The sequence below is a fragment of the Metabacillus sp. RB-C-LZQ-3-1 genome, assembly GCF_058315175.1.
The window spans coordinates 19,553-45,887 of record NZ_JBZFLI010000027.1; the positions used below are offsets into that span (position 1 = coordinate 19,553).

General features: G+C 36.4%; 31 protein-coding genes and 2 riboswitches. Of the genes, 12 read left to right on the forward strand and 19 right to left on the reverse strand.

Going from position 1 to position 26,335, the window contains the following annotated elements; genetic code table 11:
• Nucleotides 1-23: 23 nt before the first annotated feature.
• Nucleotides 24-161: riboswitch (SAM riboswitch) on the reverse strand.
• A 168-nt stretch (nucleotides 162-329) separates the two neighbouring features.
• Complete coding sequence (locus AC4GZ8_RS24195; protein WP_491084440.1) at nucleotides 330-608, reverse strand: YbyB family protein; 279 nt, start codon at nucleotides 606-608, stop codon at nucleotides 330-332.
• 182 nt (nucleotides 609-790) lie between these two features.
• Between AC4GZ8_RS24195 and AC4GZ8_RS24200 the strand changes: the two genes are divergently transcribed.
• From AC4GZ8_RS24200 to AC4GZ8_RS24210, 3 genes are all read left to right on the forward strand, one after another.
• Nucleotides 791-1,516, forward strand: coding sequence for an alpha/beta hydrolase (locus AC4GZ8_RS24200; protein ID WP_491084441.1), 726 nt, complete (start codon nucleotides 791-793; stop codon nucleotides 1,514-1,516).
• 84 nt (nucleotides 1,517-1,600) lie between these two features.
• On the forward strand, nucleotides 1,601-2,119 hold the full coding sequence (locus AC4GZ8_RS24205; protein WP_491084442.1) for a YjcG family protein: 519 nt from the start codon (nucleotides 1,601-1,603) through the stop codon (nucleotides 2,117-2,119).
• Entirely contained in the window at nucleotides 2,120-2,572 is a 453-nt protein-coding gene (locus AC4GZ8_RS24210) for a GNAT family N-acetyltransferase (protein ID WP_491084443.1), read from the forward strand.
• A gap of 151 nt (nucleotides 2,573-2,723) precedes the next feature.
• Here the strand turns inward: AC4GZ8_RS24210 and AC4GZ8_RS24215 are convergent, their stop codons facing one another.
• Entirely contained in the window at nucleotides 2,724-3,737 is a 1,014-nt protein-coding gene (locus AC4GZ8_RS24215) for a DUF3231 family protein (protein WP_491084444.1), read from the reverse strand.
• A gap of 154 nt (nucleotides 3,738-3,891) precedes the next feature.
• Between AC4GZ8_RS24215 and AC4GZ8_RS24220 the strand changes: the two genes are divergently transcribed.
• Nucleotides 3,892-4,566 carry a YetF domain-containing protein gene (locus AC4GZ8_RS24220; RefSeq protein ID WP_491084445.1) on the forward strand — a complete coding sequence of 225 codons (675 nt, stop codon included), beginning with the start codon at nucleotides 3,892-3,894 and terminating at the stop codon, nucleotides 4,564-4,566.
• A gap of 285 nt (nucleotides 4,567-4,851) precedes the next feature.
• On the opposite strand, the gene AC4GZ8_RS24225 is transcribed toward AC4GZ8_RS24220, so the two are convergent.
• Both AC4GZ8_RS24225 and AC4GZ8_RS24230 read right to left on the reverse strand, forming a co-directional pair.
• Nucleotides 4,852-5,751, reverse strand: a complete 900-nt coding sequence (locus AC4GZ8_RS24225; RefSeq protein ID WP_491084446.1) for an MBL fold metallo-hydrolase — start codon at nucleotides 5,749-5,751, stop codon at nucleotides 4,852-4,854.
• Between the two features lie 24 nt (nucleotides 5,752-5,775).
• Nucleotides 5,776-6,021, reverse strand: a complete 246-nt coding sequence (locus tag AC4GZ8_RS24230; protein WP_491084447.1) for a hypothetical protein — start codon at nucleotides 6,019-6,021, stop codon at nucleotides 5,776-5,778.
• Nucleotides 6,022-6,198: 177 nt separating this feature from the next.
• On the opposite strand from AC4GZ8_RS24230, the gene AC4GZ8_RS24235 reads away from it, so the two are divergent.
• On the forward strand, nucleotides 6,199-8,478 hold the full coding sequence (locus tag AC4GZ8_RS24235) for an ATP-dependent helicase (protein ID WP_491084448.1): 2,280 nt from the start codon (nucleotides 6,199-6,201) through the stop codon (nucleotides 8,476-8,478).
• 326 nt (nucleotides 8,479-8,804) lie between these two features.
• Here the strand turns inward: AC4GZ8_RS24235 and spoVIF are convergent, their stop codons facing one another.
• The 6 genes from spoVIF to AC4GZ8_RS24265 form a co-directional block, all read right to left on the reverse strand.
• Nucleotides 8,805-9,059 (reverse strand): sporulation-specific transcription regulator SpoVIF, encoded by a 255-nt coding sequence (spoVIF, locus tag AC4GZ8_RS24240; protein ID WP_491084449.1) that lies wholly within the window; start codon nucleotides 9,057-9,059, stop codon nucleotides 8,805-8,807.
• 317 nt (nucleotides 9,060-9,376) lie between these two features.
• Nucleotides 9,377-9,499, reverse strand: a complete 123-nt coding sequence (locus AC4GZ8_RS24245) for a YjcZ family sporulation protein (RefSeq protein ID WP_491084450.1) — start codon at nucleotides 9,497-9,499, stop codon at nucleotides 9,377-9,379.
• Between the two features lie 87 nt (nucleotides 9,500-9,586).
• Nucleotides 9,587-9,796, reverse strand: a complete 210-nt coding sequence (locus AC4GZ8_RS24250) for a hypothetical protein (RefSeq protein ID WP_491084451.1) — start codon at nucleotides 9,794-9,796, stop codon at nucleotides 9,587-9,589.
• Nucleotides 9,793-10,506 carry a DUF421 domain-containing protein gene (locus AC4GZ8_RS24255; RefSeq protein WP_491084452.1) on the reverse strand — a complete coding sequence of 238 codons (714 nt, stop codon included), beginning with the start codon at nucleotides 10,504-10,506 and terminating at the stop codon, nucleotides 9,793-9,795. Before AC4GZ8_RS24255 ends, AC4GZ8_RS24250 begins: the two co-directional genes overlap by 4 nt.
• Before the next feature lie 354 nt (nucleotides 10,507-10,860).
• Nucleotides 10,861-10,986 carry a hypothetical protein gene (locus AC4GZ8_RS24260; protein ID WP_491084453.1) on the reverse strand — a complete coding sequence of 42 codons (126 nt, stop codon included), beginning with the start codon at nucleotides 10,984-10,986 and terminating at the stop codon, nucleotides 10,861-10,863.
• 141 nt (nucleotides 10,987-11,127) lie between these two features.
• Entirely contained in the window at nucleotides 11,128-11,478 is a 351-nt protein-coding gene (locus tag AC4GZ8_RS24265) for a DUF1360 domain-containing protein (protein WP_491084454.1), read from the reverse strand.
• 311 nt (nucleotides 11,479-11,789) lie between these two features.
• Between AC4GZ8_RS24265 and AC4GZ8_RS24270 the strand changes: the two genes are divergently transcribed.
• The 5 genes from AC4GZ8_RS24270 to AC4GZ8_RS24290 all read left to right on the forward strand — a co-directional run bounded on the left by AC4GZ8_RS24270 (nucleotide 11,790) and on the right by AC4GZ8_RS24290 (nucleotide 14,503).
• Entirely contained in the window at nucleotides 11,790-12,206 is a 417-nt protein-coding gene (locus AC4GZ8_RS24270; RefSeq protein ID WP_491084455.1) for a spore coat protein, read from the forward strand.
• Nucleotides 12,207-12,297: 91 nt separating this feature from the next.
• Nucleotides 12,298-12,579, forward strand: coding sequence for a hypothetical protein (locus AC4GZ8_RS24275; RefSeq protein ID WP_491084456.1), 282 nt, complete (start codon nucleotides 12,298-12,300; stop codon nucleotides 12,577-12,579).
• Nucleotides 12,580-12,672: 93 nt separating this feature from the next.
• Nucleotides 12,673-13,161 carry a spore coat protein gene (locus AC4GZ8_RS24280; RefSeq protein WP_491084457.1) on the forward strand — a complete coding sequence of 163 codons (489 nt, stop codon included), beginning with the start codon at nucleotides 12,673-12,675 and terminating at the stop codon, nucleotides 13,159-13,161.
• 261 nt (nucleotides 13,162-13,422) lie between these two features.
• Nucleotides 13,423-13,908 (forward strand): CotY/CotZ family spore coat protein, encoded by a 486-nt coding sequence (locus AC4GZ8_RS24285; protein WP_491084458.1) that lies wholly within the window; start codon nucleotides 13,423-13,425, stop codon nucleotides 13,906-13,908.
• Between the two features lie 181 nt (nucleotides 13,909-14,089).
• The gene (locus AC4GZ8_RS24290; protein WP_491084459.1) at nucleotides 14,090-14,503 is read left to right on the forward strand and encodes a CotY/CotZ family spore coat protein; all 414 of its coding nucleotides are present in this window, start codon (nucleotides 14,090-14,092) and stop codon (nucleotides 14,501-14,503) included.
• Nucleotides 14,504-14,576: 73 nt separating this feature from the next.
• Here AC4GZ8_RS24290 and AC4GZ8_RS24295 read toward each other — a convergent pair whose 3' ends face one another.
• The 9 genes from AC4GZ8_RS24295 to mgtE all read right to left on the reverse strand — a co-directional run bounded on the left by AC4GZ8_RS24295 (nucleotide 14,577) and on the right by mgtE (nucleotide 23,696).
• Nucleotides 14,577-15,077: a CotO family spore coat protein gene (locus AC4GZ8_RS24295; protein ID WP_491084460.1), complete on the reverse strand. Its 501-nt coding sequence runs from the start codon at nucleotides 15,075-15,077 to the stop codon at nucleotides 14,577-14,579.
• 171 nt (nucleotides 15,078-15,248) lie between these two features.
• Nucleotides 15,249-16,022, reverse strand: coding sequence for an enoyl-ACP reductase FabI (gene fabI / locus AC4GZ8_RS24300; protein ID WP_491084461.1), 774 nt, complete (start codon nucleotides 16,020-16,022; stop codon nucleotides 15,249-15,251).
• Between the two features lie 248 nt (nucleotides 16,023-16,270).
• Complete coding sequence (locus AC4GZ8_RS24305) at nucleotides 16,271-17,287, reverse strand: thiazole biosynthesis adenylyltransferase ThiF (RefSeq protein WP_491084462.1); 1,017 nt, start codon at nucleotides 17,285-17,287, stop codon at nucleotides 16,271-16,273.
• Entirely contained in the window at nucleotides 17,287-18,054 is a 768-nt protein-coding gene (locus tag AC4GZ8_RS24310) for a thiazole synthase (protein ID WP_491084463.1), read from the reverse strand. Before AC4GZ8_RS24310 ends, AC4GZ8_RS24305 begins: the two co-directional genes overlap by 1 nt.
• A 4-nt stretch (nucleotides 18,055-18,058) precedes the next feature.
• Entirely contained in the window at nucleotides 18,059-18,262 is a 204-nt protein-coding gene (thiS, locus tag AC4GZ8_RS24315) for a sulfur carrier protein ThiS (protein WP_491084464.1), read from the reverse strand.
• A 4-nt stretch (nucleotides 18,263-18,266) separates the two neighbouring features.
• Entirely contained in the window at nucleotides 18,267-19,385 is a 1,119-nt protein-coding gene (gene thiO / locus AC4GZ8_RS24320) for a glycine oxidase ThiO (RefSeq protein ID WP_491084465.1), read from the reverse strand.
• A complete protein-coding gene (tenI, locus tag AC4GZ8_RS24325) occupies nucleotides 19,369-19,989 on the reverse strand; it encodes a thiazole tautomerase TenI (protein ID WP_491084466.1) in 621 nt (206 codons plus the stop codon). The genes thiO and tenI overlap by 17 nt, the downstream gene beginning before the upstream one ends.
• Before the next feature lie 78 nt (nucleotides 19,990-20,067).
• A riboswitch (TPP riboswitch) is annotated at nucleotides 20,068-20,177 on the reverse strand.
• Nucleotides 20,178-20,258: 81 nt separating this feature from the next.
• Nucleotides 20,259-22,106: a monovalent cation:proton antiporter family protein gene (locus AC4GZ8_RS24330; protein ID WP_491084467.1), complete on the reverse strand. Its 1,848-nt coding sequence runs from the start codon at nucleotides 22,104-22,106 to the stop codon at nucleotides 20,259-20,261.
• Nucleotides 22,107-22,328: 222 nt separating this feature from the next.
• The gene (mgtE, locus tag AC4GZ8_RS24335; RefSeq protein WP_491084468.1) at nucleotides 22,329-23,696 is read right to left on the reverse strand and encodes a magnesium transporter; all 1,368 of its coding nucleotides are present in this window, start codon (nucleotides 23,694-23,696) and stop codon (nucleotides 22,329-22,331) included.
• Between the two features lie 598 nt (nucleotides 23,697-24,294).
• Between mgtE and AC4GZ8_RS24340 the strand changes: the two genes are divergently transcribed.
• A complete protein-coding gene (locus AC4GZ8_RS24340) occupies nucleotides 24,295-25,470 on the forward strand; it encodes an FtsW/RodA/SpoVE family cell cycle protein (protein ID WP_491084469.1) in 1,176 nt (391 codons plus the stop codon).
• An 82-nt stretch (nucleotides 25,471-25,552) separates the two neighbouring features.
• Complete coding sequence (gene prpE, locus AC4GZ8_RS24345; RefSeq protein WP_491084470.1) at nucleotides 25,553-26,287, forward strand: bis(5'-nucleosyl)-tetraphosphatase PrpE; 735 nt, start codon at nucleotides 25,553-25,555, stop codon at nucleotides 26,285-26,287.
• Nucleotides 26,288-26,335 lie beyond the last annotated feature (48 nt).

Here is a 26,335-nt window from a genome sequence, read left to right on the forward strand (position 1 = left end):
AACCGCTTTGTTCGCTTCATTTTCCATCATCTGTCGGTGCTTTTAAAAACCAACTTTAGGTATCTTCTATGAAAGAAAATATCAATTACCTGATCTTCATTCGTTTTGAACCGGTTGCTGAGGCTTCATAGGGCCAGTCCCTCTGCCTCTCTTGATAAGAAATATATGAAATTTTTAGGTTTACTTTTTTTTACTACTTTACATGATTCAAGTATAGAATGCAATATAATTATTGTAATAGTTTGACTTGTTTAATCAATTTTAATTGTAAAATAAGTATAACTTTAATTGATACACGAAAAAAAACCGACATATTGTCGGCTTTTTCTCTACTTCGTTTTCTCATCAAAATAATTCACAGAATACATAGAACCTTCCGCAACCATTGTATTATCTTCTATATCATATGGATCTGGATGGCCAGCTTTTTCTACGACCGCTTTTTTTCTAGACAAAAGTATTTTCGCTTTATTTTTTATTCGTTGTATTCCATAGTTCATCTTTTCTTTTCTCTTTTTATCCTTCAATAAATATGAAGTAACACCTATTGTTGATAGTGCAACACCGGATAAAACCACTTTCCTTTTTAAAAAGGTTTGTTTGTTCATTTGTGATTCTCCTCCCACTTTTTATTTAATAGGTTTACTAGATACATTCCCTTGTCCCAATTTTTTAAACCTTTTTCCCCCTGCTTCTACATGCATTTTTAAGGATGAATCCCTGTCATCGTGTTAAAATAGTAAGGGGTTTCAAACAAATATGTTAAAGAGTATCATCAAGGAGGAGAATTATGAGTAAACAAACAGGTATCATAAAGGAACGTTCCTTTTATTCAGCTTCGCTAGAGGAAGAAATGACATTACTTATTTATCTTCCTGAAAACTTTTCTCCTTTGTACAAGTATAGTTTATTAATCGCACAAGACGGCCAAGATTATTTTAAGTTGGGCCGTGTTGGCAGACAAATTGAAGCACTCATGAAAGAAGAAGAAATTGAGGATGTTATTGTTGTTGGAATACCATACAACAATGTAGATGATCGAAGAGATAAATATCATCCAAATGGTGTAAAGGTTAAACAATACATACGGTTTCTCGCCCATGAGTTAGTTCCATATCTGGATCAAGAATTTCCAACCTACCAAATCGGCTATGGCCGTGCTCTTATCGGCGATTCTTTAGGAGCAACAGTATCGTTGCTTACAGGGTTAACATATCCAAATATCTTTGGTAAGCTTGTTTTGCAATCACCGTATGTAAATGATGACGTAATTGACATCGCAGAAAATTTCACTTCAACTACACGCCCTATTATCTATCATCAAATAGGTAAAAAAGAAACAGCCGTAAAAACGACTGATGGAGAGATCGTTGATTTTGTCACACCTAACCGCAAGCTTGCAAAGGTAATAGAGAAGAAAGGATTCTCTTATACATATGAAGAATTTGATGGCGATCATACGTGGAAGTATTGGCAGCCTTCATTGACGCCCATTTTCAAACACATATTTGAGTAATTTCAGGAAGAACGCTACGTACATATGTTTATTTTTAAAAATTTGTTATACTAACATTAAAATGATTCGTTTGGAGGGAATGACATGAAATACGGAATTGCCCTTTTTCCATCAAAAAAGCTACAAGACTTAGCTAATTCCTATCGCAAAAGATATGACACTCACTATGCATTAGTACCGCCGCATTTAACATTAAAAACACCATTTGAGGCAGAAGACAATGAAATAGAAGTCGTTGCCAAAGAGTTACGCGAGATTGCAGAAGCAACAAAACCATTGCACATATCGATTAAAAAGGTAAGCTCATTTTCACCAGTGAATAATGTTATTTATTTTAAGGTGGAACCAACTGACGAGCTAAAATCCCTTCATGAAAAATTACATACAGGATCACTGGCTGGTCAACCAGAATATGCATTTGTACCACATATTACAATCGGACAAAACTTATCAGATGATGAGCATTCTGATGTTCTAGGCAGTCTCAAAATGCTTGATATTCATCATGAAGAAGTTATTGATCGTTTTCACCTATTATATCAATTAGAAAACGGCTCCTGGACTGTCCATGAAACATTTTTATTAGGAAAGGAAAACGAATAATTGAACATACAACACGTGACAACAAAAGAACAACTAGAAGATGCATTTTTTGTTAGAAATACTGTTTTTGTAGATGAACAGCAAGTACCTGCAGAAGAAGAAATCGATCAATTTGAGAATGAAGCTGAACATGTTGTTTTATATGATGACAGACAGAACCCTGTTGGTGCCGGACGCGTTCGTATCGTCGATGGCATTGGAAAGCTTGAAAGAATTTGTGTTCTATCAACAAGCCGTAAAAATGGTGCAGGTCGAATAATTGTTGAAAAACTAGAGGAACTTGCAACTCAACAAGGTGTTAGCAGGCTAAAGCTAAATGCACAAACACACGCGATTCCCTTCTATGAAAAATTAGGCTATGAGGTTGTGTCAGACGAATTTATGGATGCAGGTATCCCACATGTTACGATGATTAAGGAAAGCGCAAGCGCCTTAAACAGCCTCGGGCAATAAGACGATTTAGAATAGAAGGCGTTCTTTGCCTTCAATTCTAAATTGGCTTATGACCTCGAGGGGCTAGGCGCTGGAGCTGGATGTCGAAGTGTTATCCATAATTCAAGAAATTTATAATTTACAATGTAGAAAAAAGCTAACCTATCTATGGTTAGCTTTTCTTCGTTACAAGTTTTTTTCGATCCTTTAATCCCGGCGGCTGCTCAAGCCAATTATGTTTAATCATGATATCCGCCCCGCTTTTTGCATATTCAGCAATTTCTATCGATAACCGCTCATAATCAACCGCTAAATCTGCTCGTTGGCTTGCCCCGGCTGCCGCAGAATAGTTTCCTATACCCGCAGCACTAAGTAACGATATTTGAAACATCATAAATTTATCTGAGTATGTTTGTGATGTTGACTCAGTTACACAAACGTCAGGAGAACCAGGAGCGATTATATCACTTTCTGATAATTTGTCTGTAAAGATCTTTACATGTTTTTTTGAAATTTCGCTTCCTTTTAACATATATTGTTGGATTTCCTTGTTTTGAGATGTCTGTCCAAAGCTCAGACATAATTTATTGCCAATTGAATTGGTTTGAATATTCATATAAAGATGAGAAATTTCAACAGCATTTAATGGTCTTTTTTCCGAAAAAGGATTTAATCCCCGAAGATATTTTTTTGAATCCACAAAATCATTGTCCTCAGGTACTTCTATGTATGGTGCTTGCACAAAAAAGCCTTTAGACATTGCCATTTCTAAGGTAGAATTATATAAATTTGCCGCTCCTTGCAAACATTTTGTAAAGAAAAGTCTAATATCTTCTCGGAAACACATGGCTAAAAATCCTGAATATCCAAGCATAGCGACCTTTGACATGTGATTTACATAAATTAATGTAAAGGTGTCAGAGTATAATTTAGGTGCATTTGTATAAACATCTTCATCCGAAAATCCTATTGGTTTCGCAAAACCTTGCTGCTGAAAAAATTCAACTAAAAAATTGATGTTATTTTGGGCCATTTGATAGGATTGCTGGACTTCTGCTTTTATTTCTTGATCGTCCAGGTTTGAGAGCATATGTGTTAACATGGACTTCACCATACTCTCGTTCAAATAGGTCGTCCAAAGAGCTGTGATCTCAGTTGAGGTCAGTGTATTATAGCCTGCCGACACTTATATCCCCCCTTCATTAGATGAAGATTTTTTAATTATTCTTTACTAACTTTCCTTTTTTATTACATTAATCTCTCTCCTAATTCTCATTGTATAAAAAACATGATGTCGCTAAAGATACTATATATGGACTTGTGTGACGGAGGGATTGGACATGCATTTTGGACAAATAACAATTGAACTGTGCTTTGGGTTTATTGCTCTTTTTGCCATCACAAGAATATTAGGCAAAACACAAATCACACAAATCACTACCTTTGACTTTATCTCGGCTCTTGTTTTAGGAGAATTAGTTGGGAATGCAGTTTTTGATGATCAAATTGGCATAGGTGAAATTATTTATGCTGTTGTGGTTTGGGGAATTTTAATTTTTACATTAGAAATGATTACACAAAAATTCAGCAAAACTAGAGGCTTTCTTGAAGGAAGTCCAACTATTATTATAAGAGATGGCCAAATATTAAAAGAAAATTTAAAAAAGTGTAAGCTCGACATTAATCAGTTGCAACATTTAATCCGATCAAAGGGTGTTTTTTCTATTCGTGAGCTTGAGTATGCTGTTCTGGAAACGGATGGTACAGTTAGCGTTCTAAAAAAAGCAGAATATGAAAACCCTACAAAATCAGATCTTCAAGTTAATCAAGAAAAAGTGTATATTCCGATCACACTCATTAGTGATGGCAAAGTATTAAAAGAAAACTTAATAGAAGCCGGTTTCAACTACACATGGCTTAATGAGCAATTAAAGCAACAGAATATATTTCGAACTGAGGAAGTTCTCTATGCAGAGTGGCAAAAAGGAAAAGGATTGCACGTCCAATCTTTTTAGAAAAGCCAAAAGGACTGTTTCAACAATAGACAGTCCTTTTTAACAGATAAGAAAGTATAAAATTTTGTACTTAGTTTTAGTAGTAGCTCCGAAGCACAGGATGTGCAAGTGCAGTCGTTGCAACAGATTTTGCGGTTTTAGACTGTCAGCGCTTATCACCTATCAAACTTCAGATCATCACCCTACGATAAGTCAACATCGGTTCGGTTCGCTTACCGTGTTTCCTAAATCTTTAGTCGATGCTCCTCTTAGTTTGTACGGCGATGACCAAGGCGCTTGCGCTTTTTATTGCTTTGGTTTTATCTTTAAACAATAATTTTCTATTTCTAGCTGTACCTTGTTCTCTCTAACAAGCATTGTCACATAGGCAGTAACAGCTGTTCGAAATAAAAGCCAAGAAGAAACCTTTACATTCCCAATATTCCATTTCATACATATTTGGCTAACCAGCTGTTCATGGGAAATGCCTTCCTTAAATTCATATACAAGCTTTTCTATCGATTTCTTAATCGAAACATGATAAGCAATATTTCGTTCAACCGTTTCTTGAAAATGTTCCTCAAACATACCATGTCCCGGTACAGCACCAGCACACGTAATGGTTTTAAGAATTTCAAGAGATTCGATTGTATCCTGTCCATCAATGATATATGGGATTTTGTGCTTCTCTAGCTGTTCAACCCCAAAATACGAATCAGCAGCAAAAAGAATTCCATCAATCAATAAGCCAAACTGATTAATGCTGTGTCCAGGAAGAGCGATGCATTGAAAAGCGGTTGTTCCAAAAGGATAAATCCCTTCTTTCACCACTTCATCAATCTTGATCGGTTTCCCTTCCAAAAATTTATTTCTCATTTCTGGCAGCGGCTTATTTCCTTGAAATAAATAAAGAGGCTCTAAAATTGGATTTTGCAGTATGGCCGACTCTAATTGAGGTGCGTATGTATAAATCTTTTCAACTGATTGGAGATATTCAGCACCACCATAATGGTCAGCATGTGCATGTGTAACGAATAAATGAGTAATCGGCAATTGCAGTAAGTGTAATTGCTTGATCACTTTTTTTATTGTTTGCTTGTCAATTCCAGCATCAATTAACAATCCATTGTCTTCATTTTTTACATACCCTATATTTACAGCGCCTTGAAAATAGTAACAGCTCTCATTTAGTTGGTGAAAATTCATGTTTTCCCCTCATATTTAACGTTTTTATACGTATTCGTTAAAGAGCTGCCCTTTTCCTGTATACACTGATGAATAGTGATTATTTTTCATTTTTTCCTTTAATATATCTGCAAATTTATTTGTTTCCGTTTTTGTATTTTCTCTGAGATGTTGTTGGTTTAGTTTAATTGAAGATGTTGGCAAAACATGTGCATAATGTTGCTGAACAGAGACAGACCGATTGACATATTGAGTGTATGTATCATGTTGTATTGGCAGGATATATCCCATTATTATCACCTCGTATTCTTTATTTCTCTATATTTTTGAATGATGAAACTATTTTCTTTCACTTTTCGTTCGGTTCTCATTCTGTTATCATAGTCCTTGTCGCTTAATTGAATGAACGTTAACTGAATTTTTATATACATACGATCAAAAAACCTATTTTATGGGAGGAGGACAACTATGAATTCAGCAAAAATGAAGGAATCAATTATCTCCTTAGCACAATTACCTCAACAAGAATTCCAGAGAATATATGAAGAAAGCTTAAAAGAAGCTGTTATTTGCAGGTGCTGTGAAAAGCCAGTGAAGCTATATTTAGGAATAAACCATCCTCCCTATTTTTATCACTCCAATCAAAAGCTGAATGAAGCATGTCAGAAGCAATTTAAGGTGGATTTTCCTGTTCAATTAGAGCCAGCTGTGGAGGTAAAGACAACAGAGAATTTCTCCGAACAAAATGGTTTTCGAATTCCAAAGTCAAGAAGCATTGCTACAGTTGACAAACCAGAAGAAAATGAATGGCGCGAACCAAAAACCCTTAAAGGGAGATCTCCATTTGTCATAAAAGTGAAAGCTCCTACGTCACTTTTAGGCATTCCTTTAGATATGGAACAAAAGGAAGCCGTCATAACAACAGAAGGACCTTTGCTTATTTTGGCTGGTGCTGGCAGTGGAAAAACACGTGTTTTGACAACAAGAGCCTTATACATGATCGAGGAAAAAAAGATCTCCCCTACATCAATGATGCTTGTCACATTTACTGCAAAAGCAGCTAAAGAAATGCAGCAACGGCTACTTGCAAATTCTTCTATACAAGCTTCAAAACTTAACCAATTGGTTATTGGAACTTTTCATAGCATCTTTTATAAAATTCTTCTTCATCATGACCGGGAAAAGTGGAATAGCGGGCGCCTTTTAAAATGGGATTGGCAAAAAGAGAGCTATTTAAAAGCTTCATGCAGAGAATTGGGAATTGATGAAAAGGATTTTCCTTTTGATCAAGCGATTCAGCAAATCGGTTACTGGAAAAATACAATGCAGTCACCCAATGATATCCACCCTGCTGATGATTGGGAGAAAACAGCTCTTACTCTTTATCGAGAGTATGAAGAGCAAAAACAGCAGCGGGGCCAATTTGATTTTGATGATATGCTAGTAAAATGCTATGAACTATTAAAGGAACACCCGACTATATTAACGGCTTATCAAAATCGATTTCAGTATTTTTTAATTGATGAATTTCAAGATATTAATCCAGTTCAATATAAGCTTATTAAGCTACTATCTAGTCATACTAACAATTTATGCGGTGTTGGTGATGATGATCAAACAATTTATAGTTTTAGAGGCAGTCAGCCGTCATTTATTTTAAATTTTAAAGAGGAATACCCTTCAGCAAAGGTGATTACCCTTTCTGCAAATTATCGTTCAGACCATCAAATTGTCTCAACAGCAAATGATGTGATATCCAAAAACAAACATCGGCTTAGTAAGCAAATGATCGCTCAATATGAATCGTCACACACGCCTATTGCTTTTTTTCCATATGATGAGGAGGAAGAGGCAACGATGATTCTTCAAGATATGAAGGAAAAAATTGAGGCCGGAGCAAAACCTGAAGAGTTTGCTGTTTTATATCGCACCCATACAGGTGGACGAGCTGTGTTTGAACGATTTATTCAATCAAGTATTCCTTTTATGGTTGAACAAGGTCAATCTTCCTTTTATGAAAGAAAAATGGTAAGGGGGATCTTATCCTATCTTCGCCTTAGCATGAATGCTGATGATAGCTCAGCCATAACCGAGTTGATTCGCGCACTATTTTTAAAACAATCTGTCATAAATGATGTAAAAGCTCTATCTATCCTACATGACTGCTCACTTGTTGAAGCCCTGCTTCATGTTAATGGGCTACCTAATTTCCAAAAAGCCAAGCTTAAGAAAGTCATTCCAAGAATCAACTCTCTTAAAACTGAAAAACCAGTTGCCGCTCTGTCAATCATCGAGAAGGATATGGGCTTTATCGATTATTTAAAAAAGCAAGGGAATGAAGGAAATGCCATGGAAAAAGGCTCTGATGATCTCAATGAGTTAAAGGTTGTGGCAAAGAAATTTGTAACTGTACATGATTTTCTCCAGCATGTCGATCATATGATTGAGACTCAGCAATCCATAAAAACGGTGAAGATGGAATCAGGGGTCCAGCTTATGACCATTCATCGCTCAAAAGGCCTTGAGTTTAAGCATGTATATGTACTAGGTGTTGTAGATGGATCTTTACCGCATGATTTTGCATTGGAGTCTGCTCGAAAGGAAAAGTTTGAACATCTTGAGGAAGAAAGAAGATTGCTTTATGTAGCGATGACACGAGCCAAAGAACATTTATATTTATCTGTTCCTTCGTATCGAAGAGGTCGGAAGGCGGCAGCTTCGAGGTTTATACGCGGAATGATGAACTAAAGTGGCAAATTTCATCTTTATTACTTAGTTTCGTACGGGTTACTCTGAGTTAACGTACTCAATTTTTGCAGGTTTCACGAGTTTTTTGCAACTTTTAAACTATTTTTATAGGTTTGACTCACATTCTTGCAAATTCTAAGTCTTTTTTGCAAATATGAGCTATTTTTTTGCAAAGCAGAACAAATTAAATTCGCAACATTCTGTTGCACAGACAGCATTTGCACGTCCTGTGCTTCTGAGCTGGATGTCGTGCGCTTATCCATTTTATAAATTCCTAAGCAACTAGAAAGGGATCTGACTACCAAAGTCAGACCCCTTCTTTTTCTTTATTTTTTATTCATCATTTTCGCAATTGTATTAAAATCTAATTTTTCGTTCCCATTAACAATTGATTGTACAATTTTATCTTCCATTTGCTTGTTAACTGGTTTATTGGCAATCTTAGAAACTCGTTGAATGACGCTTCGTACAGTTTTTTCATCTTTAAAGTTTGCACCTTGTAATGAGTTAGCTAATGCGAAAATATCATTCATGTTCACACCAGTTTTACCTTCAAGATTTTTAAAGAATTTGCTATCCATTTTCCCGCCTCCTTAATTCATGATATATCGTATGGTATTTCACATAAAATGTGATAAAAAAGTCATCTTTTTAATTAAGTGAAACTTCCATCAGTGTGGGATTTCTTCATCCCACACTGATGGTTAGTTGAACCAACCCGCCCTTTACGGGGCCAGTTATCCCCTAAACTCAGAAGTTTAAGGCGGGGGTCTTACTGCCCGGTAAGAGTGGGATAAAATCAAAGGTTTTCCACTGAACATCTTAAACATCTTAAAAAGACGAAAGTACGAGCAGTCAATCTTGCTCGTACTTAGTTCGTCAATAAAGCTTCATATTATTAGTTATAAAAAGAAGCACCAACAATGATTAAAAGGATGAATAATACTACGATTAATACGAAAGAACTTCCGTAGTATCCACCACCATAACCATAGTTACCTCCACCATAGCCGTAACCCATGTGCTAAGCACCTCCTCTACCCTAACTTCACTATAATCTATGTAGAGAATGAGGAAACGGTGTGGACGAATATACAGTGTGCATTCGTTAATTTTTCCTAGTTTTTGCTTCCACCCATTTTTCATATTCTATTGCGATGATTTCCATTCGGTGTTCAAAGTCTTCAGCCGCTTGGTCTAACGTATCCAATTGATGTTTTATGTCTAACAAATTTCTGTCTTCTCCAGCTTGGATATGATCATGCTTTCTCATGGTTGAATCTAGCCAACCTTCAAAAATAAACTCTAAAATACTCATATGTTCTCCCCAGTTTCTGTCTTTTTCAATTCATCATCAAAATAGTCTGCATACAAATTTCCATTAGAATCGATTTGACCGAGAAATACATCTTTCACACTTCGTTTTTTCTCTTGAAGCTTACTCTTTATCCAATCAATTGTATATCCCCCCTCATAGATCGTTTTTTCTAAGAAATGTCCATCCATGATAACGGTTAAAGGTGTTTTCAATTTTACCCCGTTTCCGAAAAAGTCTTCCCATTTTGTTGGCTGCTTTTCTTTTTTTAATAAAACACTTAACTCTCCATTAGTCTCTAAAATGGCAAATTCTACATCTGATACTTGAAAAATGTTTTTCTTGCGAAGCTGTTCAAGCAGCTCATCTGCGCTATATTTTTCATGCTTTAAATTTTCTTCTAATATTTTGCCATCCTGTATAAAAGTTGTCGCTTTTCCCTCAACAATGTCTCGAAACTTCTTGCTTTTAAGTGAAACATACGAGATCACAAGAGGAAATAACGTCCATATTAAAATGGAAACTACTCCGTTTATGATATTTAATTCAACATCCATTGTAATGGTTCCCGCAATATCACCAACTGTAATGCCAGCGATGTATTCAAAAAAAGATAGTTTGGATAATTGTTTTTTCCCTAATAACTTGGTAATTAAAAATAATCCAATGATAATACAAAATGAACGAATAACCACTTCAATCCAATTCGGCATTTTTCTTTCACCCTTCTTGTGGAATAAATGCTGAATATAGTATGTGTTATACCTGCGAAAATATGTTTTCGTACATTTTATTGCCTTTATAAGAAGTATTGGGAGTGAGTGATTTCCGCTGCAGGAAACTCGCTTTCCGTGGGGCGTGCGCTGAGCCTCCTCGACGCCAGCGTCTGCGGGGTCTCACCTGTCCCGCTTCTCCCACAGGAGTCTCGCACCTTTCGCTCCAATCAACCTAAATAGTGTTGTACAAAGGAACTTACATCAATAACCTTTTAGAAAAAAGCCAAAGAAAAAGAGACTACCGTTTACAAAGGTAGTCTCACCATTCAAACAATAATAAGCTGGTTGGAATCACACTCGTTTATTTTTCTTTCCACAGCCACAGCCAGTCTTTTTTACCTTTTTAGGTCTTGACACAGAAATCGCTTGATTTGAGTTAGTCGGTCTACCGGAAGGATTCAAATTTGCCTTTTTCATGATTATCCCACCTTCCTAACGAATTAATAAAGCTTACAGACGTTATATGAATGAAAAACTGATTGTTTTTAACGTCTACATGATTTCAGCTTCTATATCTCATCTTATGTGAAAATATTATTTTGTTTCTATGTGATTCGCCTATTCTACTAATTTACCTACGATAGATTCAATAATTCCAGCAAGCCCTGCTATAGCTAAGATCACAATTAATGGTTCAGCACCTAATGGCCAGATCCTCCATATTCCATATAAAAATGCCGTACACCAAACTCCTGTACACCAATAGCAGCTTAATAATTCACCAATCCATGCCCGCATCCCTTTACCTTTGATCTCAATATAAATTTCGGTTTCACCGTTTTCTTTTACCTCTTCAACCTCGTGATGGAAAGGACTACGAATAAAGCCTGTAATATTATCAAAAACCATTAACCGCGTTAACCGAAAAGATGCAAAAGCCAAAATCAGTAATTCTACCCAAGTGATCATCCTCTCCCACCTTTCTATAGATAATCCTTATACATTATGAATAGATTTTTCATTTATGAACTCGGACAAGATAAAAATTTTGTACCTAGGACATATCTCTAAATGATTCATTTGTCCGCTGGCATTTATAAGAAAAATGGGTGCAAAACCTGTATGTTTGACTCATTCAAAAGCTAGTGAATCTGCATTATATACAATTAAAAGGGAACACAACTAACCTCACGATTTCTTTCCTTCCCAAGCGTCCCATCTTAACGGTGAATGGGTTGTGTCCCCTTCTTACCTCTTATCGATGAAAGGAGTGAATTTGGATGTCAACTAGATGGTCTGCGTTAGATGATTGCAAATGCAAACATGAAAATACAACTCAAGATGCTGTTCAAGTAAGTGATACTGTTCAAGTTTCAGAAGAATTTATTCACATTAAAGATTCCTGCAACATTGATATTAAATCAACAGACACACAAGTTGCTGTTTCATTACAGGCAGCGATTCAAGTAGCGATTGCATTAGTTATTAACTTAACAATTGCTGATAGTAGCCGCGCTGAACAAGTGACTCAGGATTTGTTACAAAACTCTGTTATCAGGCAAGCGAATAAACAAAAAGTATTCATCGAGAACTCTCGTGATGTGACGATTACGACAAGTGATACAGATGTAGCCATTTCTCTCCAGGTTCTTATTCAAATTTTACTAGCATTGCTAGTATCAATTGATATCCTATAAAACTTACTAAGATAAATAAGAGAATATTTATGGGGAAGGGGTAGCTATATGCTATTTCCCCTATCCATTTATATATTGGAGGTGAACAACATTGTCTAATGATAAATTAGATCTTAAGGAAATCTCACAAACGATGATGCAGCTTTTTGTACAGGATGTATTAAGCAAAAACAATATTTCAAATGAAACTAAGAAAAAATTAACTGACGAGCAAAAAGAACAACTAAAAAAAGTAGTTGCAGATCTTCAGGCACAAGTTGATGAATTTGTTAAAGGAGCTAAGGCAAAAGAAGAAAAAACGGAAAAAATCGAGGAAGCGCCAAAAAACATGACACTACGTGAAATATTAAAAAATAAGAAGAAAGACAATTAAACTAAAAATGGGTATAAATACCAAGATGTTTGTCTTATACAAAATAGATTTTCAAACATTTAATAATAGTACATCGAAAGGAGGAATATTTAAATGCAAGCAAAACCTTATCAATGGGTAGCATTAGACCGCAATTCTTGTCATCCAACAAGCTGTAATTTTTCTAATGAGGTGGCTGGAGCTAACGTTCGTAACTTTGGTGACGACGATGCTACAGTTTCACAAGTAGCAAACCAAGTAAGTGAAACAGAGCAATTTTCTTCTGAAACAATTATCGTAAAAGATTCTTGTGACATCGATATTCATTCAACAGATACTCAAGTAGCCGTTTCATTACAGGTAGCACTTCAAGTTGCAATCGCACTTGTTATTAACCTAACAATTGCTGATAGCGCTCGAGCAGAGCAAGTAACTCAACAATTACTGCAGGAAGCTGATATTAGACAAACTAACAAACAAAAACTAGTAATCGAAAACTCAAAAGATGTAAAAGTAACAACAACTGACACTGATGTTGCGATCTCCTTACAAGTTCTTCTTCAAATCTTAATTGCACTAGTGGTTAACATCGACATTTTCTAATAATAGAAAGCAGGCTCGCCCTGCTTTTTTTCTATACAAGTGTCCGGTTCAGATTACATATTCTGTTTAAGAAAGCAGCTCGCATTTATATCTTCCTGCCCTTAAACAGACAAGTTTTACCATCTTTTTTTCATATATTCACCTAAATTCTTTCTGTATGAATCAAACAATATAGACGATAACCCACACCAACTAGTCATTTCCCACATAGTCTGTTAAGGACTAAAGTCAATAAATTATAAATTAAGGAGATGACTATTAATGGGTTGCAAAGATAAAAGAGACAGAGATAACAATTGCGTATGTGAAGCGGTAGAACAAATTTTAGCTGAGCAAGAAGCAGTAGAAGAAATTACATGCCCAACTAGCTGCTTCAGCAATTTATTAGGCCCTGTCACTGGTCCACAAAGAGACACAATTCCTTTCATCCTTTATGGAAAAAAAGGTGAGCTCTTTAAAGCATTCGGTAATGTTGGTGGATTCACAGGAGACATGACTTGCTTCCAAACAATCTTCTTCCGTGTTGAAGCTGTTGAAGATTGCTGTGCAACACTATCATTATTACGTCCTGTTGACGTTGATGGTAACACGTTAAGTGTATGTAATCCTTGTGACGAAGATTTCTTTGGTCTTGAAAAAACAGACTTCTGTATCGAAGTAGACCTTGATTGCTTCTGTGCTATCCAATGCCTATCACCAGAATTAGTGGACCGAGTTGCAGATGAAAGAAGAAAACACCACAAATAATAAAAACTAATCAAAGACTGCTGAATCACCGGCAGTCTTTTCTTTATCTATTCATGTGAAAAATATTACATAGCTTATTAAATTTGTCGCGATCTTTAAATATAGGCTTTTTCCCTAGAACTTATTACTTTCATCATTCTTATACTATTAATAAGAATGAATGGTGGGAGGGATATCGAAAATGAAACATAAAGATGCCTTTAACTGTGTATGTGATGCGGTCGAAAATATAATGAACCAACAGGAAGCTGTCGAGGAAACAATATGCCCGACTAGCTGCTACTCAAACCTATTAAACCCTGTCAAAACCCTTGGAGATACAATACCTTTTCTTCTCTTAAATGAAAAAGGTGAGCCATTTAAAGCTTTTGGTCATGTTGGCGGGGAATGTTTTGAAACAAACTTTTTCAGAGTCGAAAAAATTCATCATTGCTGTGCAACACTAAGACTACTACTTCCACTGAATTGTCATGGATATGCAGCTCATGAAATTTGTGATGTAAAAGAGCTTGTGAAAACTAGAAATTGTGTAGAAGTTGACCTTAGCTGCTTCTGTGCAATTCAATGCTTATCACCTCGCTTACTTGCTGGATAGCAGAAACTTTTTATATACTTTCTGATAGAAAAAAGTTAGACACATCGTGCCTAACTTTTTTTACTTAAGTACATTAAAACCCTAATAAATTAATTTCTTTAATTTGATTCATTTGTACATCAATTGGCTTAGGATGTGTTAAGGAACGGATCGTCACAATATCATTTTCTTCTGTCATAATCACTCCGCGGTAGGTTTCTTCAACTGTTATGATTTGACAAAGTGTTCTAGGCATATTTTTTGGTAAATTTTTAAAAAACTCGATCTTTTCTTGAACATTCATTTGTGTAATTGGTTTTCTTTGCTTTCGATACTCCTTGACTGTAGGCTCTTCATCTACCTGCTCTTCTTGCTGAATGGCGACAGCCGTACTAACAGCCTCTCGCTCATGAACATCTTCTACTACTTCCTCTATCGCCTGATTCACAATCTCTTCAGCTTTCTTCGGTCTTTCCATCACTTTCTGTTTAGCCTTTTTCACAACATGAGACTGCATATTCACATGAACACCATCTGAGTCAGGTTGAACAATATACATAAGGGGCTTCATTTTGTAGTTTTGCTTGTTGGTCATTCGTTTCCCTCCTATAGCATAAGTCTACACACTCAACATGTTATGCGAGAGTACTAGGTAATGTGCCTATTTTCTGCAGGCTTCTTATGGTTGATTCTACATTAAAAAGAAAAAGCGACTTAACCAAACGGCTAAGTCGCTTTATTTACTAATAAGGAATCAACAAAAAAGTTATGCTAAGATGTGGTATCCGGAGTCAACGTGAAGGTTTTCTCCAGTCATTCCTCTTGATAAATCACTGAATAGGAATAATGCAGTATCTCCAACTTCCTCTGGTGTTGTTGTACGGCGAAGTGGAGAACGCTCTTCAATATCTTTTAAGATCGAGTTAAAGTCACTAATACCTTTTGCTGAAAGTGTACGGATTGGACCAGCGGAAATTGAGTTCACGCGAATGCCATCTTTTCCGAGGTCACTTGCTAAGTATCTTACACTTGCTTCTAAAGAAGCTTTTGCTACACCCATAACATTGTAGTTTGGAAGGACACGCTCTCCTCCAAGATATGTTAACGTTACAATGCTTCCGCCTTCTGATAATAGACCTCTTGCTTCTTTAGCAACTGCAGTTAATGAATAGGAGCTAATGTTTTGAGCAAGCAGGAAGCCGTCGCGTGTTGTGTTTAAATATTCACCTTGAAGCTCTTCTTTATGAGCAAACGCGATACAGTGCGCGATCCCGTGAATCACACCAACTTGTTCCTTAATTGTTTCAAAGCATGTTTTGATTTCTTCATCACTTGTAATATCACAAGGTAAAACAAGTGAATCATTGCCCTCTAAAGATTCAGCTAAATCGCGAACAGATTTTTCAAGTCTTTCACCAGCATATGTAAAAATTAATCGTGCACCAGCATTATGTAAAGAACGTGCTATTCCCCATGCAATACTGCGCTTATTGGCTACTCCCATTACGACAATATTACGTCCTTTTAATGATAAATTCATGTACATCCTCCTTAAAATTAATACATGTTATTAGTACCTGGTTATAATTATATCATTGATTTCGAAAAAGTGCTATTTCATAATTTTGTTTTCATTTAATTAAACAAAATGCTAGCTTCAGTGCTTTCGATAAATTCACTATCATTTCTCCCCTACAAAAAAACTGACTCCATAATATAATGGCAACTAATACATAGTTTGCCCCGTCTTATCAGGAGTCAGTCTAATTGAATGAAATTTTTAATCTGCTATCCAACGTATCGGTGATAAATCTTTTTTGCTTCAGAGATATCCTTAGTTCCATGAATTAAAGCTCGGCCATCTTTAAAAAGGACAATTCGATGCTGACCGAATGTAAATGACATTAAAAACGGGTTTTCTAAAAACGCATCCGCTAGCGGCTTCACTCTTTCGGCCACTTGTTCAAATGCAAATTGCTTTGTTTCACTCGGTCTAATTTGGACAGTATCTCTCCCACAAAGAACGGCAGCCTTTGTTTCCAATTCAGCTGTTAAATAAGGATAAACTGGATTAGACCCGCATGTCGGACAAGCATTATTTTTTAAACGATCCATGTTGATTGACGAATATTGATTTTTCCACAAATCAAAGGATACTAGCTTTCCTCGTCTATTTTCTTCGTCTCCTACGAGAAGCTTTAACGCTTCAGCTGTTTGATGGGAAGCAACCATGCTGACAATTGGCGAAATGACTCCGACTGTATCACATGTCATCCCATCAAACGGAATATGCTTTAATAAACAGTGTAAGCAAGGTGTTTCATGCGGAATTATGGTAAAAGATAAGCCATAGCTTCCAACACAACCACCATAAATCCATGGAATCGTATGTTTCAATGAAACATCATTGATCAACAACCTTGTTTCAAAATTATCAGTGGCATCTACGATAAGATCCACACCTTCTGCGAATTCTTCAATATTGGCAGATGTCACATCTTCCACAAATGCTTGAACTTCCACTTCTGAATTTATTTTTTTTAGATGAAGCTTTGCCGCAACAGCTTTAGGAATACGATTTTGAGCATCAGCCTCTACATAAAGCTGTTGACGTTGCAAATTACTCCATTCCACATAATCACGATCAACAATCGTTAATTTCCCAATTCCAGCTCGAGCAATCATCTCTGCGTTTGCAGTTCCCAATGCACCTGCACCTACAACCAAGATATGTTTCTTCTGTATTTGCTCTTGACCTTTCTCTCCAATCGGAGAGAATAAGATTTGTCTTGAATAGCGTTCCATTAAGTCGTAATCATTCCTTCTGTTGGACTACTTGCAATTGCATAGTCTTTTTTAGCTATTCTACCAGCTTCATACCCTAATCTGCCAGCTTCAATAGCCAGCTTCATCGCAACAGCCATTTTCACCGGATCCTTAGCAGCTGAAACAGCTGTATTTAAAAGGACACCATCTGCCCCAAGCTCCATAGCCTGTGCAGCATCAGCAGGAGAGCCAATCCCAGCATCGATGATAACAGGAACCTTTGATTGTTCAATAATAAATGATAGATTAAGAGGATTTAATATTCCTTGACCAGAACCAATTGGTGAAGCACCAGGCATAATGGCATGAACACCTAATTCTTCTAATCTTCTTGCCAGCACGACATCGTCTGAAGTATAAGGTAAAACAATAAATCCTTCTTCTAACAGCATTTCGCTCGCTTTTAATGTCTCAACAGGATCTGGAAGTAATGAACGGTCACAACCGATAACCTCTACTTTGATCATGTCACATAATCCTGATGCCTTTGCAAGCTTTGCAATTCTCACAGCCTCTTCAGCTGTTTTTGCGCCAGCCGTATTGGGTAAAAGTGTATATTTAGACACATCCAGCTGCTCTAGAAAATTTGGCTGCGATTCTTCAAAAATATTCATTCGGCGAACGGCAAACGTTAAGATCTCTGCTTCTGACTGAGCAACAGCCTCTTTTTGAATCTCAAAGGACGGGTATTTTCCGGTCCCCAATAATAATCTTGATTGAAATACTTTATCAGCAATTTTTAACATACAATCATCCTCCTCCTACAAAATGAACTAATTCAATTTCATCCCCATGTTGAATCGGTGTTGATTCATATTGATCCTTTAAAATAATTTCCCGGTTATGCTCAACAATGACTAAACGATTTTCTAACTGATAAAAAGCTAATAACTGTTGTACATTCTTAACTTCCTCATTCAACTCAATTAATTCCCCATTAAGCTTTATGCTCATATCATCACCTCACAAATTGTGGTATATTTCGCGTTATGGAAAAAGCGCTCACATAGTTTTCATCCAGCTTTCTCTTTAATATAAGGTCCTTAATCATCGTCCCTGTTTTAGGAGCAAGGAGAATCCCATTTCGATAATGTCCTGTGGCAAACAGGATGTTGTCATCTTCAGGATGCACACCAATATAAGGTTTCCCATCATCTGACTGCGGTCTTAGTCCAGCCCAAGTGCTTAGTAGCTGTGCAGAAGATATGCTCGGCACAAGAGGGGTAATCTTTTCAATTAAAGATTGAATGCCCCCTAGAGACGGTGTCGTGCTCCAATTGTTTTCAACCATTGTTGCACCAACAACAAATCTTCCATCACCTTTAGGAACAATGTAGCAGTGATCATAAAAAATGGTCTTTTCCAAATGCAAATCATTACTTTTTACTGCAAGACATTCTCCTTTAACAGGCTTCATTCCATTAGGTAAACCTAGTTGCTTAAAGAAGTAACCGCTCCAGACGCCATTTGCTATGACTACTTTATTGCAGATATAGTCCTCTTGTGGTGTACAAAGTACATATTCTGTTGCTGATGTTTTTTTGATGGAATGAACAGCAGCATTCTCAATAAAAGTTGCACCAAGTAAACTGGCTGACTTGGTAAAAGCCTCACAAACATGTAAAGGTGAGACATGGCCATCCTCGGGAATATGAAGCGCTCCTTCAATACCGCTTGATATGAACGGTTCGTAATTTAAAACTGTTTCCTTTGTGTGCCATTCCAGTCCCTCATGATGTTGTGCCACTTGTTTTAAAGAAGCTGCTTCTTCTGAAGTAAATGCGATCTTGTACATCCCTTTATCGACTAGTTGAATATGTATCTGTGAAAGTTCAGAAAGCTCTTCTTGCAAACTATGGTATTGTCGTTGACTTTCTTTCGCAAACTGAAAAAAAGCATCATTCTGTTCGAGTTCAGAATTAGCACCAAGCATGCCTGCTGCAGCACTTGTAGCACCAGACCCGCCTTTGTCACGATCCAATACAAGAACAGAAACACCTTCTTTTGCCAATTGGTAGGCAATCGATTGACCAATGATTCCTCCACCAACAATTCCTACGTCATAGTGTTTGCTCATTGTATCTCTCCTCCACTGCTCTCGCTTTTAATTTCATCAACGCTTGCTTTGGGTCGTTACTTCCCATCACATAAGACATGACCGCTACTCCATTAACATTTGTTTGTCTAATTCTTTCAATTGTATCTGGAGTAATACCTCCTATGGCGATAACAGGTATGTTGACGTTGTTACAGATCTTCTCTAGCTGCTCAACACCTCGCGGCAATAGATCTGCCTTAGAGGATGTTTCAAAGATATGCCCGTATAATAAATAATCTGCCCCGTCTCTCTCACTAAGAATGGCTTCCTCTAACGAATGAACAGATCTTCCAATTCTAAATGAAGGACTGAATTTTTTTACTTCCTGAATCGAAAAGCCGTGGCTTGGTAAATGGAGATTAGGGATGTCATGTAAAATTGCAACATCCATTCGATCATTAATCACGAGCTTTTCTTTTGGTATACCTTTGGCCGCTAAAGCTGAAACAAGCCTCATGATCTCTGCAGCTGATTTTGTTTTCTCACGAACATGAATATAATCAACTTCACTGTGTATCATAGACAATCGCTTTATCAGTTCTTCAATACTCTGCTTGCCATCTGTAATGACATGAAATTCCACTTTTATTCACCTAAATTCTTTGACAAATAAAAAAACCACTTTTCCATAGAAAAGTGGTTTTACATACACATATATATATCATGCTGTAATCCACTTCCCTACGCTGGTATGAACCAGATCAGGTTTTAAGGGTCTTAAAGAAGCACTTTAATCTCAGCCCATTTTATAGGGCTCCCCTAGCGGTTATTTGTCAATATTCAGTTATTATCTACTTATTATCATACCAAATGTATGCAAACTTTCAAGAACAATTCTTTCACAAACAGAATTTATACTAGTTCAAGCTCCTGTTTTAGCTCGTTCACATATTCTCGTGACCCAGTCACAATAAGACGGTCTCCAAGTTTAAGATCTGTATCACCATGAGGAACAATGGAATCTTTCCCTCTAAAAATTCTTACGAAAATAATATCACCTGTAAACGGGAAATTACGTAATAAAATATTATCGTATTTTGGATTATTTAAATTAATTTGATAAAGGGTTGTTTCCTGATTCGTTAGAATTCTCATGACACTTGGTGCTTCAATGAGAGCACGGAGTACCGTATTTGTCGATAAAAGTGTTGAAAAGATATCAATTCCTTCATCCTTTAACTTACTTGCTAAATCTGGTGAACCGACACTTGCAATCACTCGATCAACCTGTTCCTCTTTTGCAAACAAGGCAATGTCAGCATTTTTCTGTTCATCACCAGTTGCAACAACGATCATATCTACATCAAATGCATTCTGCTCTTTTAAAGCATCAACCTGAAATTCACTAATTTCCTTGATTTCGAATAGTGATTCCGCTATTTGCTGATCAATTTTATCTTGTTGAATATGATAAACAGTTGTTTCATAAAGGTCATGATTTAATTCTCTTGTAACAGGTAATGTCATTTGATTAGCACCAATAAACGACACCTTAATTTTAGAAGGCCCGCCTTCATTTTTAGGGAAGAGCTTTTTAAAGAAAATTGGTGTCACAATACTAGTAATGACCGCAACTAAAATCAAGGCACCGGACATTTCAGATGTGATGATCTTCATTCTTTCCCCAATTGTTGCTGCTGCAATAACTAAAGATAATGTTGATGTTAAAAGGAATCCTGATGCTAATGTTGTTTTCATATCATACCATTTTTTCAAATATAAAATTGGGACAATTTTAGAAATTAACAGAGCAATAAACAATAAAGGAATTAAAATAAAAATCTTTGGATCTTTAAATAATGCCCATATATCTAAATCGACTCCTACCATCACGAAGAAAATCGGGATAAGAAAACCATACCCAAAGGAATCAAGCTTTTGTACCATTTCTTTATTAGGAGATAGAAGTGATACTAATACCCCTGCTAAAAAGGCTCCAAGAATATTTTCGGCACCAATCGTCTCAGATATTGCCACTAATAAAATGATTAAAGTGAAAACAGCCCGAGTCCCAATTTGAATCGTTCCCTTTGACATCGTTTCGATAAAGGAACGGTTCATAAATGTTTTCCCTAAGAAATAGAGAGCTACACCAGCACCAAATAATACTAATAGCAGCAATGTATTGTTTTCTCCTCCTCCATAAATAGAGGCAAAAACAGCAAGTAAAATCATTGTTACTAAATCTGCAATAACAGCGACTAGCAAAATAATTTGACCAATATTAGATTTCATAATCCCAGCATCTTTTAAGGTTGGGACAACAACACCTAGTGAAATTGTTGAGATAATCAATGTCATTAAGAAGGCATTGTCCATTAATCCGATCCATACAAACATATAGGAAAGGAGTAGTGATAAGGCAAAAATCCCCACAAAAACAATCGTTGATACTAAGAAAGTATTTGGAGCATTTTTACCTGAAGGAAGTTTTTCTTTCTTCTTTCCACTTGCAAATGCTGTAAAGTCGATTTCTAGCCCGCTAAGGAACATAAGAAAGATAAAACCTAGCATTGATAATGTCTCCAGCCACATATCCTGGTGAACAATATCAAAACCGCTTTTTCCAATGAATAATCCGACAATGATCTCAGCCACCACAACAGGCATAAAATTAATCTTTAAACGGTGAAGTAAAATTGGGGTTAAAAATGCTGCGAGTATAACAATAACTAATGAAGTTACAGACGCTCCATGCATTCTATCCCTCCTTTTTTATTTTTTCGTTTGTCTTTGCTAAAACGTATTGTTCATTTTAAAAATCTTTGACTGGAAGGATGAAGGCATTTACGAATAGTAAACGCCTTTAACCTAAGAACTACAACAGTTTAACGAATACCGAAATGTTTACAGTCTTAAATCTATAGTTCATATCATATACAACTTTAATTTTTTATTGTAACAATATGCTCGGGTCAGCTATTAGATTAAATATTGCATAAACAATGTTGCCATTCCAAAATAAATTAAAATACTAATAATATCATTAATGGTTGTAATAAACGGACCTGATGCAACAGCAGGATCTACCTTTAATTTGTGCATAATTAAAGGAATAAATGCTCCAGAAATTGTCGCCACTGTCAGTGTGGCCAAAATAGACATGCCTACTAAAATCCCCAGAAATAAAGTTCCTTTCCAAATAAACACGGTAAGAGCCACAACAATTCCGCATATCGCCCCTGTTATGAGTCCGGTACCAGCTTCCTTTACAATCATTTTGCTTAAACTATGATCCTCTGAATCTCCTAAAGAAATTCTTCTTACAGCAACCGCCAATGCTTGTGTACCGGTATTTCCAGCCATTCCTGCAATTAAAGGAATAAAAACAGCTAAGATGGCTACTTTTTCTAAGGTTTCTTCAAAACGGCCAATTAAACTCGCTGTAAACATTCCAAGGAATAAAAGGATAATTAACCATGGCAGCCTCTTTTTTGCTGCTGAAAAAGGACTTCGATCAGCTGAATCAACATCTGAAACAGCGGCCAATTTTGAATAGTCATCACTCGCCTCTTCATCAATGACGTCAACGATATCATCAACAGTGATGATTCCTAATAGATGATTTTGAAAATCAACAACAGGTAGAGCTAAAAAGTTATAGTCCTTCATTTTTCTTGCTACTTCTTCTTGATCCTCAGCAACACTTACAGAATACACACGCTCGTTCATAATCTCAGAAATCATTATATCTGGTTCACTTATTATAAGATCTCTTAAAGATATAACTCCAACCAGCTTCTCTTCTTCATCAATAACAAACACATAATAAATGGTTTCTGCATTTGGTGCTTCCTGCTTTAATATTTGCATTGCAGAATGTACCGTTTGATGAGCATGAATCGAGATATACTCCGTTGTCATAATACTTCCAGCTGTATATTCTTCATAATGAAGCAATTCCCGGATTTCTTCAGCTGCTTCATTGTCCATGATGGTTAAATAGCTTGCAACCTGATCTTTATTTAATTCATTCAAAACGTCAACAGCATCATCTGCATACATCTGGGCAAGCATCTGAGCAGCAAATGTTGGATCCATTTCAGATAAATATGTTTCATATTGACCATCTTCATCTTCAATGTTCTCAAACACAGCTGCCATTTCTTCTGGAGAAAGATATTGGTATACTGTACTTCGTTGATCAGAATCAAGCTTGATAAATAGACTCGCTTGATCATATGGATGTTGTTCTAAAAATACGGAACGAAATTCATCCATATTTTTATCTGTTAAACTTGTTAGAAGTGCTTCCTCTTCAAGCTCTACTTGTTCTTTCACTTCTGACATAAGTTTTCCTCCTCTCCTTTGGATAAATTATCTATAAAGTGAGACTTTCATCAGTGGAAGGTTTCTTTCATCCCCTACTGATGGGTAGCGAAATTTATCACGCTCAAAACGCCACATCCTGTGGCTTCGCCTGACTTGGCCATCCTGTCCTTCGTCGGATCTTTACGGGCAGTTATCTCCTATTTATCCTCTTTATTTCTCTCAAATCTTTAAATAGGAGTCTGACTGCCCGTTAAGAATGGGGAAAATGGAAAAACTTTCATGATTTCGACAAAAAGTTAAGCATTTCTACATATTGTGCTTTTACTCATAATAACTATAATATTCTATATGTGTTTAATGAATCAATAAGTTGAAGAGTATTTACAAAAATGAAACATATTTGAAAATCGAAAGCGCCTCGTTCAGCTCCGACAAGCATAGGCCACAGTTCAAGCACTTTATATTTTCCTAGCAAATACGTAAACGAAATTGCTTTGATCAAATTAAATTTTCAAAATCGATTCTTTGCAAATCGTTCACAATCCTTTAAGATTGTAAATGATACAATGAAGATGGACCGTTTTTCAAGTTAAAAGATTTTAGAAAGGGATCGACTATGACAAATGATAAATCCCCTCAACAACAAATAGATTATACGTTAATTTTTATATTATTTTTGTTAGCGATTGTCAGTACAATCGCTATTAATAGTGCTGAGACAACCTTACCTGCAACATTACAAAGCATCAATTTTTCGATGAAACAAATTCAATGGTATATCATTGGTTCAGTAGCCATTGTTGTGACAATGCTCATCGATTATGATCGTTTTAGACATTTTGCATGGTATTTATACGGTTTTGGTCTACTGCTATTACTTGGTTTAGAGATTTTACCTGAAGGGATTGTTCAAACAATTAAAGGTGCAACATCCTGGTATAAACTTGGACCATTAGGTAATTTTCAGCCATCAGAATTAATGAAAATTATCATTATTATTGTCTTGAGTAAGGTTGTTGCTGACCACCGCGAGACTTATCCACAAAATACAGTCACAGATGATTTTCTGCTTATAGGAAAAATTGCAGCAGTTGCTGGACCACCTATACTTTTGTTAATTCGTCAACCAGATATGGGAATGACAATGGTATTTTGTGTGATAATTGCTTCTTTACTGTTAATTTCAGGAATTAAATGGCGAATTATTTTGCCAGCGGTCATTACTTTTGTTGTCGGAACTGCAACATTTCTTATTTTATTTTTTAAGTATCCGGATATCCTTTTAAAATACATTCTTGGTGGTCAATCTTATCAATTGGATCGGTTTTATGGCTGGTTAAATCCTTATGAATATTCAGGAGAACAGGGCTTCCAGCTTGTAAAATCACTACTGGCGATTGGATCAGGAGAATTACATGGAAAAGGATATAATAACTTAGAAGTTTATTTGCCTGAGGCACATACTGACTTTATCTTTGCGATTATTGCTGAGCAATTTGGATTTATTGGCGGAAGTATTGTTGTATCATTATTCTTTTTGCTCATATACCGTATGATTCATATCTCTTTAGAAAGTAATGATCCATTTGGCAGTTACCTCTGTACAGGGGTTATTGGAATGATTACTTTCCAAGTATTTCAAAACATCGGCATGACAATCGGTCTTCTTCCTATCACGGGATTACCATTACCATTTGTTAGCTATGGCGGTAGTTCACTGGCAACATATATGGTGGCAATAGGGATTGTCCTAAACGTTCGCTCCCGTACAAGAAAATACATGTTTGACTAAAAAAGTGGTACTCTATTTTTAGAGTACCATTTTTCATATCCCCATAGCTTTAGCTATCAATAGATGACAGAGGTGACTGCACATGAAAATTGATGTCATAGGTGATATACATGGATGTTATACAGAATTTGAGGAGTTAACGAGGAAACTGGGCTATGAATGGGAATCTGGTATACCAGTCCATCCAGATGGAAGAAAACTATCATTTGTTGGAGATTTAACAGATCGCGGACCAAATTCTATTCAGGTCATCAATGTGGTTTACCAGCTTGTAAAAGAAAATCATGCCCACTATTCACCAGGCAATCACTGTAATAAGCTTTATCGCTTTTTTTTAGGTAACAAAGTACAAATTACTCACGGACTTGAGACCACTGTTGCAGAATATGAACAGTTACCTCCCGAGAAACAAGCTGATGTTAAAGCGAAATTTATATGGCTTTATGAATCTTCCCATCTATATCAAATTCTCGATAACGGCAAATTAATCGTTGCACACGCAGGTATTCGTGAGGATTATATAGGTAAGAACACCAACGCAGTCAAAACGTTTGTCTTATATGGAGATATCAGCGGCAAGAAAAATCCCGACGGAACTCCTGAGCGCCGTGATTGGGCCCAGCATTATCAGGGTAAGCCAATGATTGTATATGGTCATACCCCGATAAAGGAACCAAGGCGTGTTAACCGTACCATAAATATTGACACAGGCGCTGTATTTGGTAATAAACTCACTTCATTTCGTTACCCTGAGGATCAAGTTATTTCTGTTCCATCCAGTCTTCCATATGATGAAACAAGATTTAGGGAAATATGAAGAATAAAAGCGCAAGCGCCTTGTCCAGCCCCGACAAGCATAAGACGA

Excerpts from the sequence above, each read along its gene's own strand:
- AC4GZ8_RS24195 (WP_491084440.1), bottom strand. The coding sequence starts at position 608 with ATGAACAAACAAACCTTTTTAAAAAGGAAAGTGGTTTTATCCGGTGTT.
- AC4GZ8_RS24200 (WP_491084441.1), top strand. The coding sequence starts at position 791 with ATGAGTAAACAAACAGGTATCATAAAGGAACGTTCCTTTTATTCAGCT.
- AC4GZ8_RS24205 (WP_491084442.1), top strand. The coding sequence starts at position 1,601 with ATGAAATACGGAATTGCCCTTTTTCCATCAAAAAAGCTACAAGACTTA.
- AC4GZ8_RS24220 (WP_491084445.1), top strand. The coding sequence starts at position 3,892 with ATGCATTTTGGACAAATAACAATTGAACTGTGCTTTGGGTTTATTGCT.
- AC4GZ8_RS24225 (WP_491084446.1), bottom strand. The coding sequence starts at position 5,751 with ATGAATTTTCACCAACTAAATGAGAGCTGTTACTATTTTCAAGGCGCT.
- AC4GZ8_RS24230 (WP_491084447.1), bottom strand. The coding sequence starts at position 6,021 with ATGGGATATATCCTGCCAATACAACATGATACATACACTCAATATGTC.
- AC4GZ8_RS24235 (WP_491084448.1), top strand. The coding sequence starts at position 6,199 with ATGAATTCAGCAAAAATGAAGGAATCAATTATCTCCTTAGCACAATTA.
- spoVIF (WP_491084449.1), bottom strand. The coding sequence starts at position 9,059 with ATGGATAGCAAATTCTTTAAAAATCTTGAAGGTAAAACTGGTGTGAAC.
- AC4GZ8_RS24245 (WP_491084450.1), bottom strand. The coding sequence starts at position 9,499 with ATGGGTTACGGCTATGGTGGAGGTAACTATGGTTATGGTGGTGGATAC.
- AC4GZ8_RS24250 (WP_491084451.1), bottom strand. The coding sequence starts at position 9,796 with ATGAGTATTTTAGAGTTTATTTTTGAAGGTTGGCTAGATTCAACCATG.
- AC4GZ8_RS24255 (WP_491084452.1), bottom strand. The coding sequence starts at position 10,506 with ATGCCGAATTGGATTGAAGTGGTTATTCGTTCATTTTGTATTATCATT.
- AC4GZ8_RS24260 (WP_491084453.1), bottom strand. The coding sequence starts at position 10,986 with ATGAAAAAGGCAAATTTGAATCCTTCCGGTAGACCGACTAACTCAAAT.
- AC4GZ8_RS24265 (WP_491084454.1), bottom strand. The coding sequence starts at position 11,478 with ATGATCACTTGGGTAGAATTACTGATTTTGGCTTTTGCATCTTTTCGG.
- AC4GZ8_RS24270 (WP_491084455.1), top strand. The coding sequence starts at position 11,790 with ATGTCAACTAGATGGTCTGCGTTAGATGATTGCAAATGCAAACATGAA.
- AC4GZ8_RS24280 (WP_491084457.1), top strand. The coding sequence starts at position 12,673 with ATGCAAGCAAAACCTTATCAATGGGTAGCATTAGACCGCAATTCTTGT.
- AC4GZ8_RS24285 (WP_491084458.1), top strand. The coding sequence starts at position 13,423 with ATGGGTTGCAAAGATAAAAGAGACAGAGATAACAATTGCGTATGTGAA.
- AC4GZ8_RS24290 (WP_491084459.1), top strand. The coding sequence starts at position 14,090 with ATGAAACATAAAGATGCCTTTAACTGTGTATGTGATGCGGTCGAAAAT.
- AC4GZ8_RS24295 (WP_491084460.1), bottom strand. The coding sequence starts at position 15,077 with ATGACCAACAAGCAAAACTACAAAATGAAGCCCCTTATGTATATTGTT.
- fabI (WP_491084461.1), bottom strand. The coding sequence starts at position 16,022 with ATGAATTTATCATTAAAAGGACGTAATATTGTCGTAATGGGAGTAGCC.
- AC4GZ8_RS24305 (WP_491084462.1), bottom strand. The coding sequence starts at position 17,287 with ATGGAACGCTATTCAAGACAAATCTTATTCTCTCCGATTGGAGAGAAA.
- AC4GZ8_RS24310 (WP_491084463.1), bottom strand. The coding sequence starts at position 18,054 with ATGTTAAAAATTGCTGATAAAGTATTTCAATCAAGATTATTATTGGGG.
- thiS (WP_491084464.1), bottom strand. The coding sequence starts at position 18,262 with ATGAGCATAAAGCTTAATGGGGAATTAATTGAGTTGAATGAGGAAGTT.
- thiO (WP_491084465.1), bottom strand. The coding sequence starts at position 19,385 with ATGAGCAAACACTATGACGTAGGAATTGTTGGTGGAGGAATCATTGGT.
- AC4GZ8_RS24330 (WP_491084467.1), bottom strand. The coding sequence starts at position 22,106 with ATGCATGGAGCGTCTGTAACTTCATTAGTTATTGTTATACTCGCAGCA.
- mgtE (WP_491084468.1), bottom strand. The coding sequence starts at position 23,696 with ATGTCAGAAGTGAAAGAACAAGTAGAGCTTGAAGAGGAAGCACTTCTA.
- AC4GZ8_RS24340 (WP_491084469.1), top strand. The coding sequence starts at position 24,295 with ATGACAAATGATAAATCCCCTCAACAACAAATAGATTATACGTTAATT.
- prpE (WP_491084470.1), top strand. The coding sequence starts at position 25,553 with ATGAAAATTGATGTCATAGGTGATATACATGGATGTTATACAGAATTT.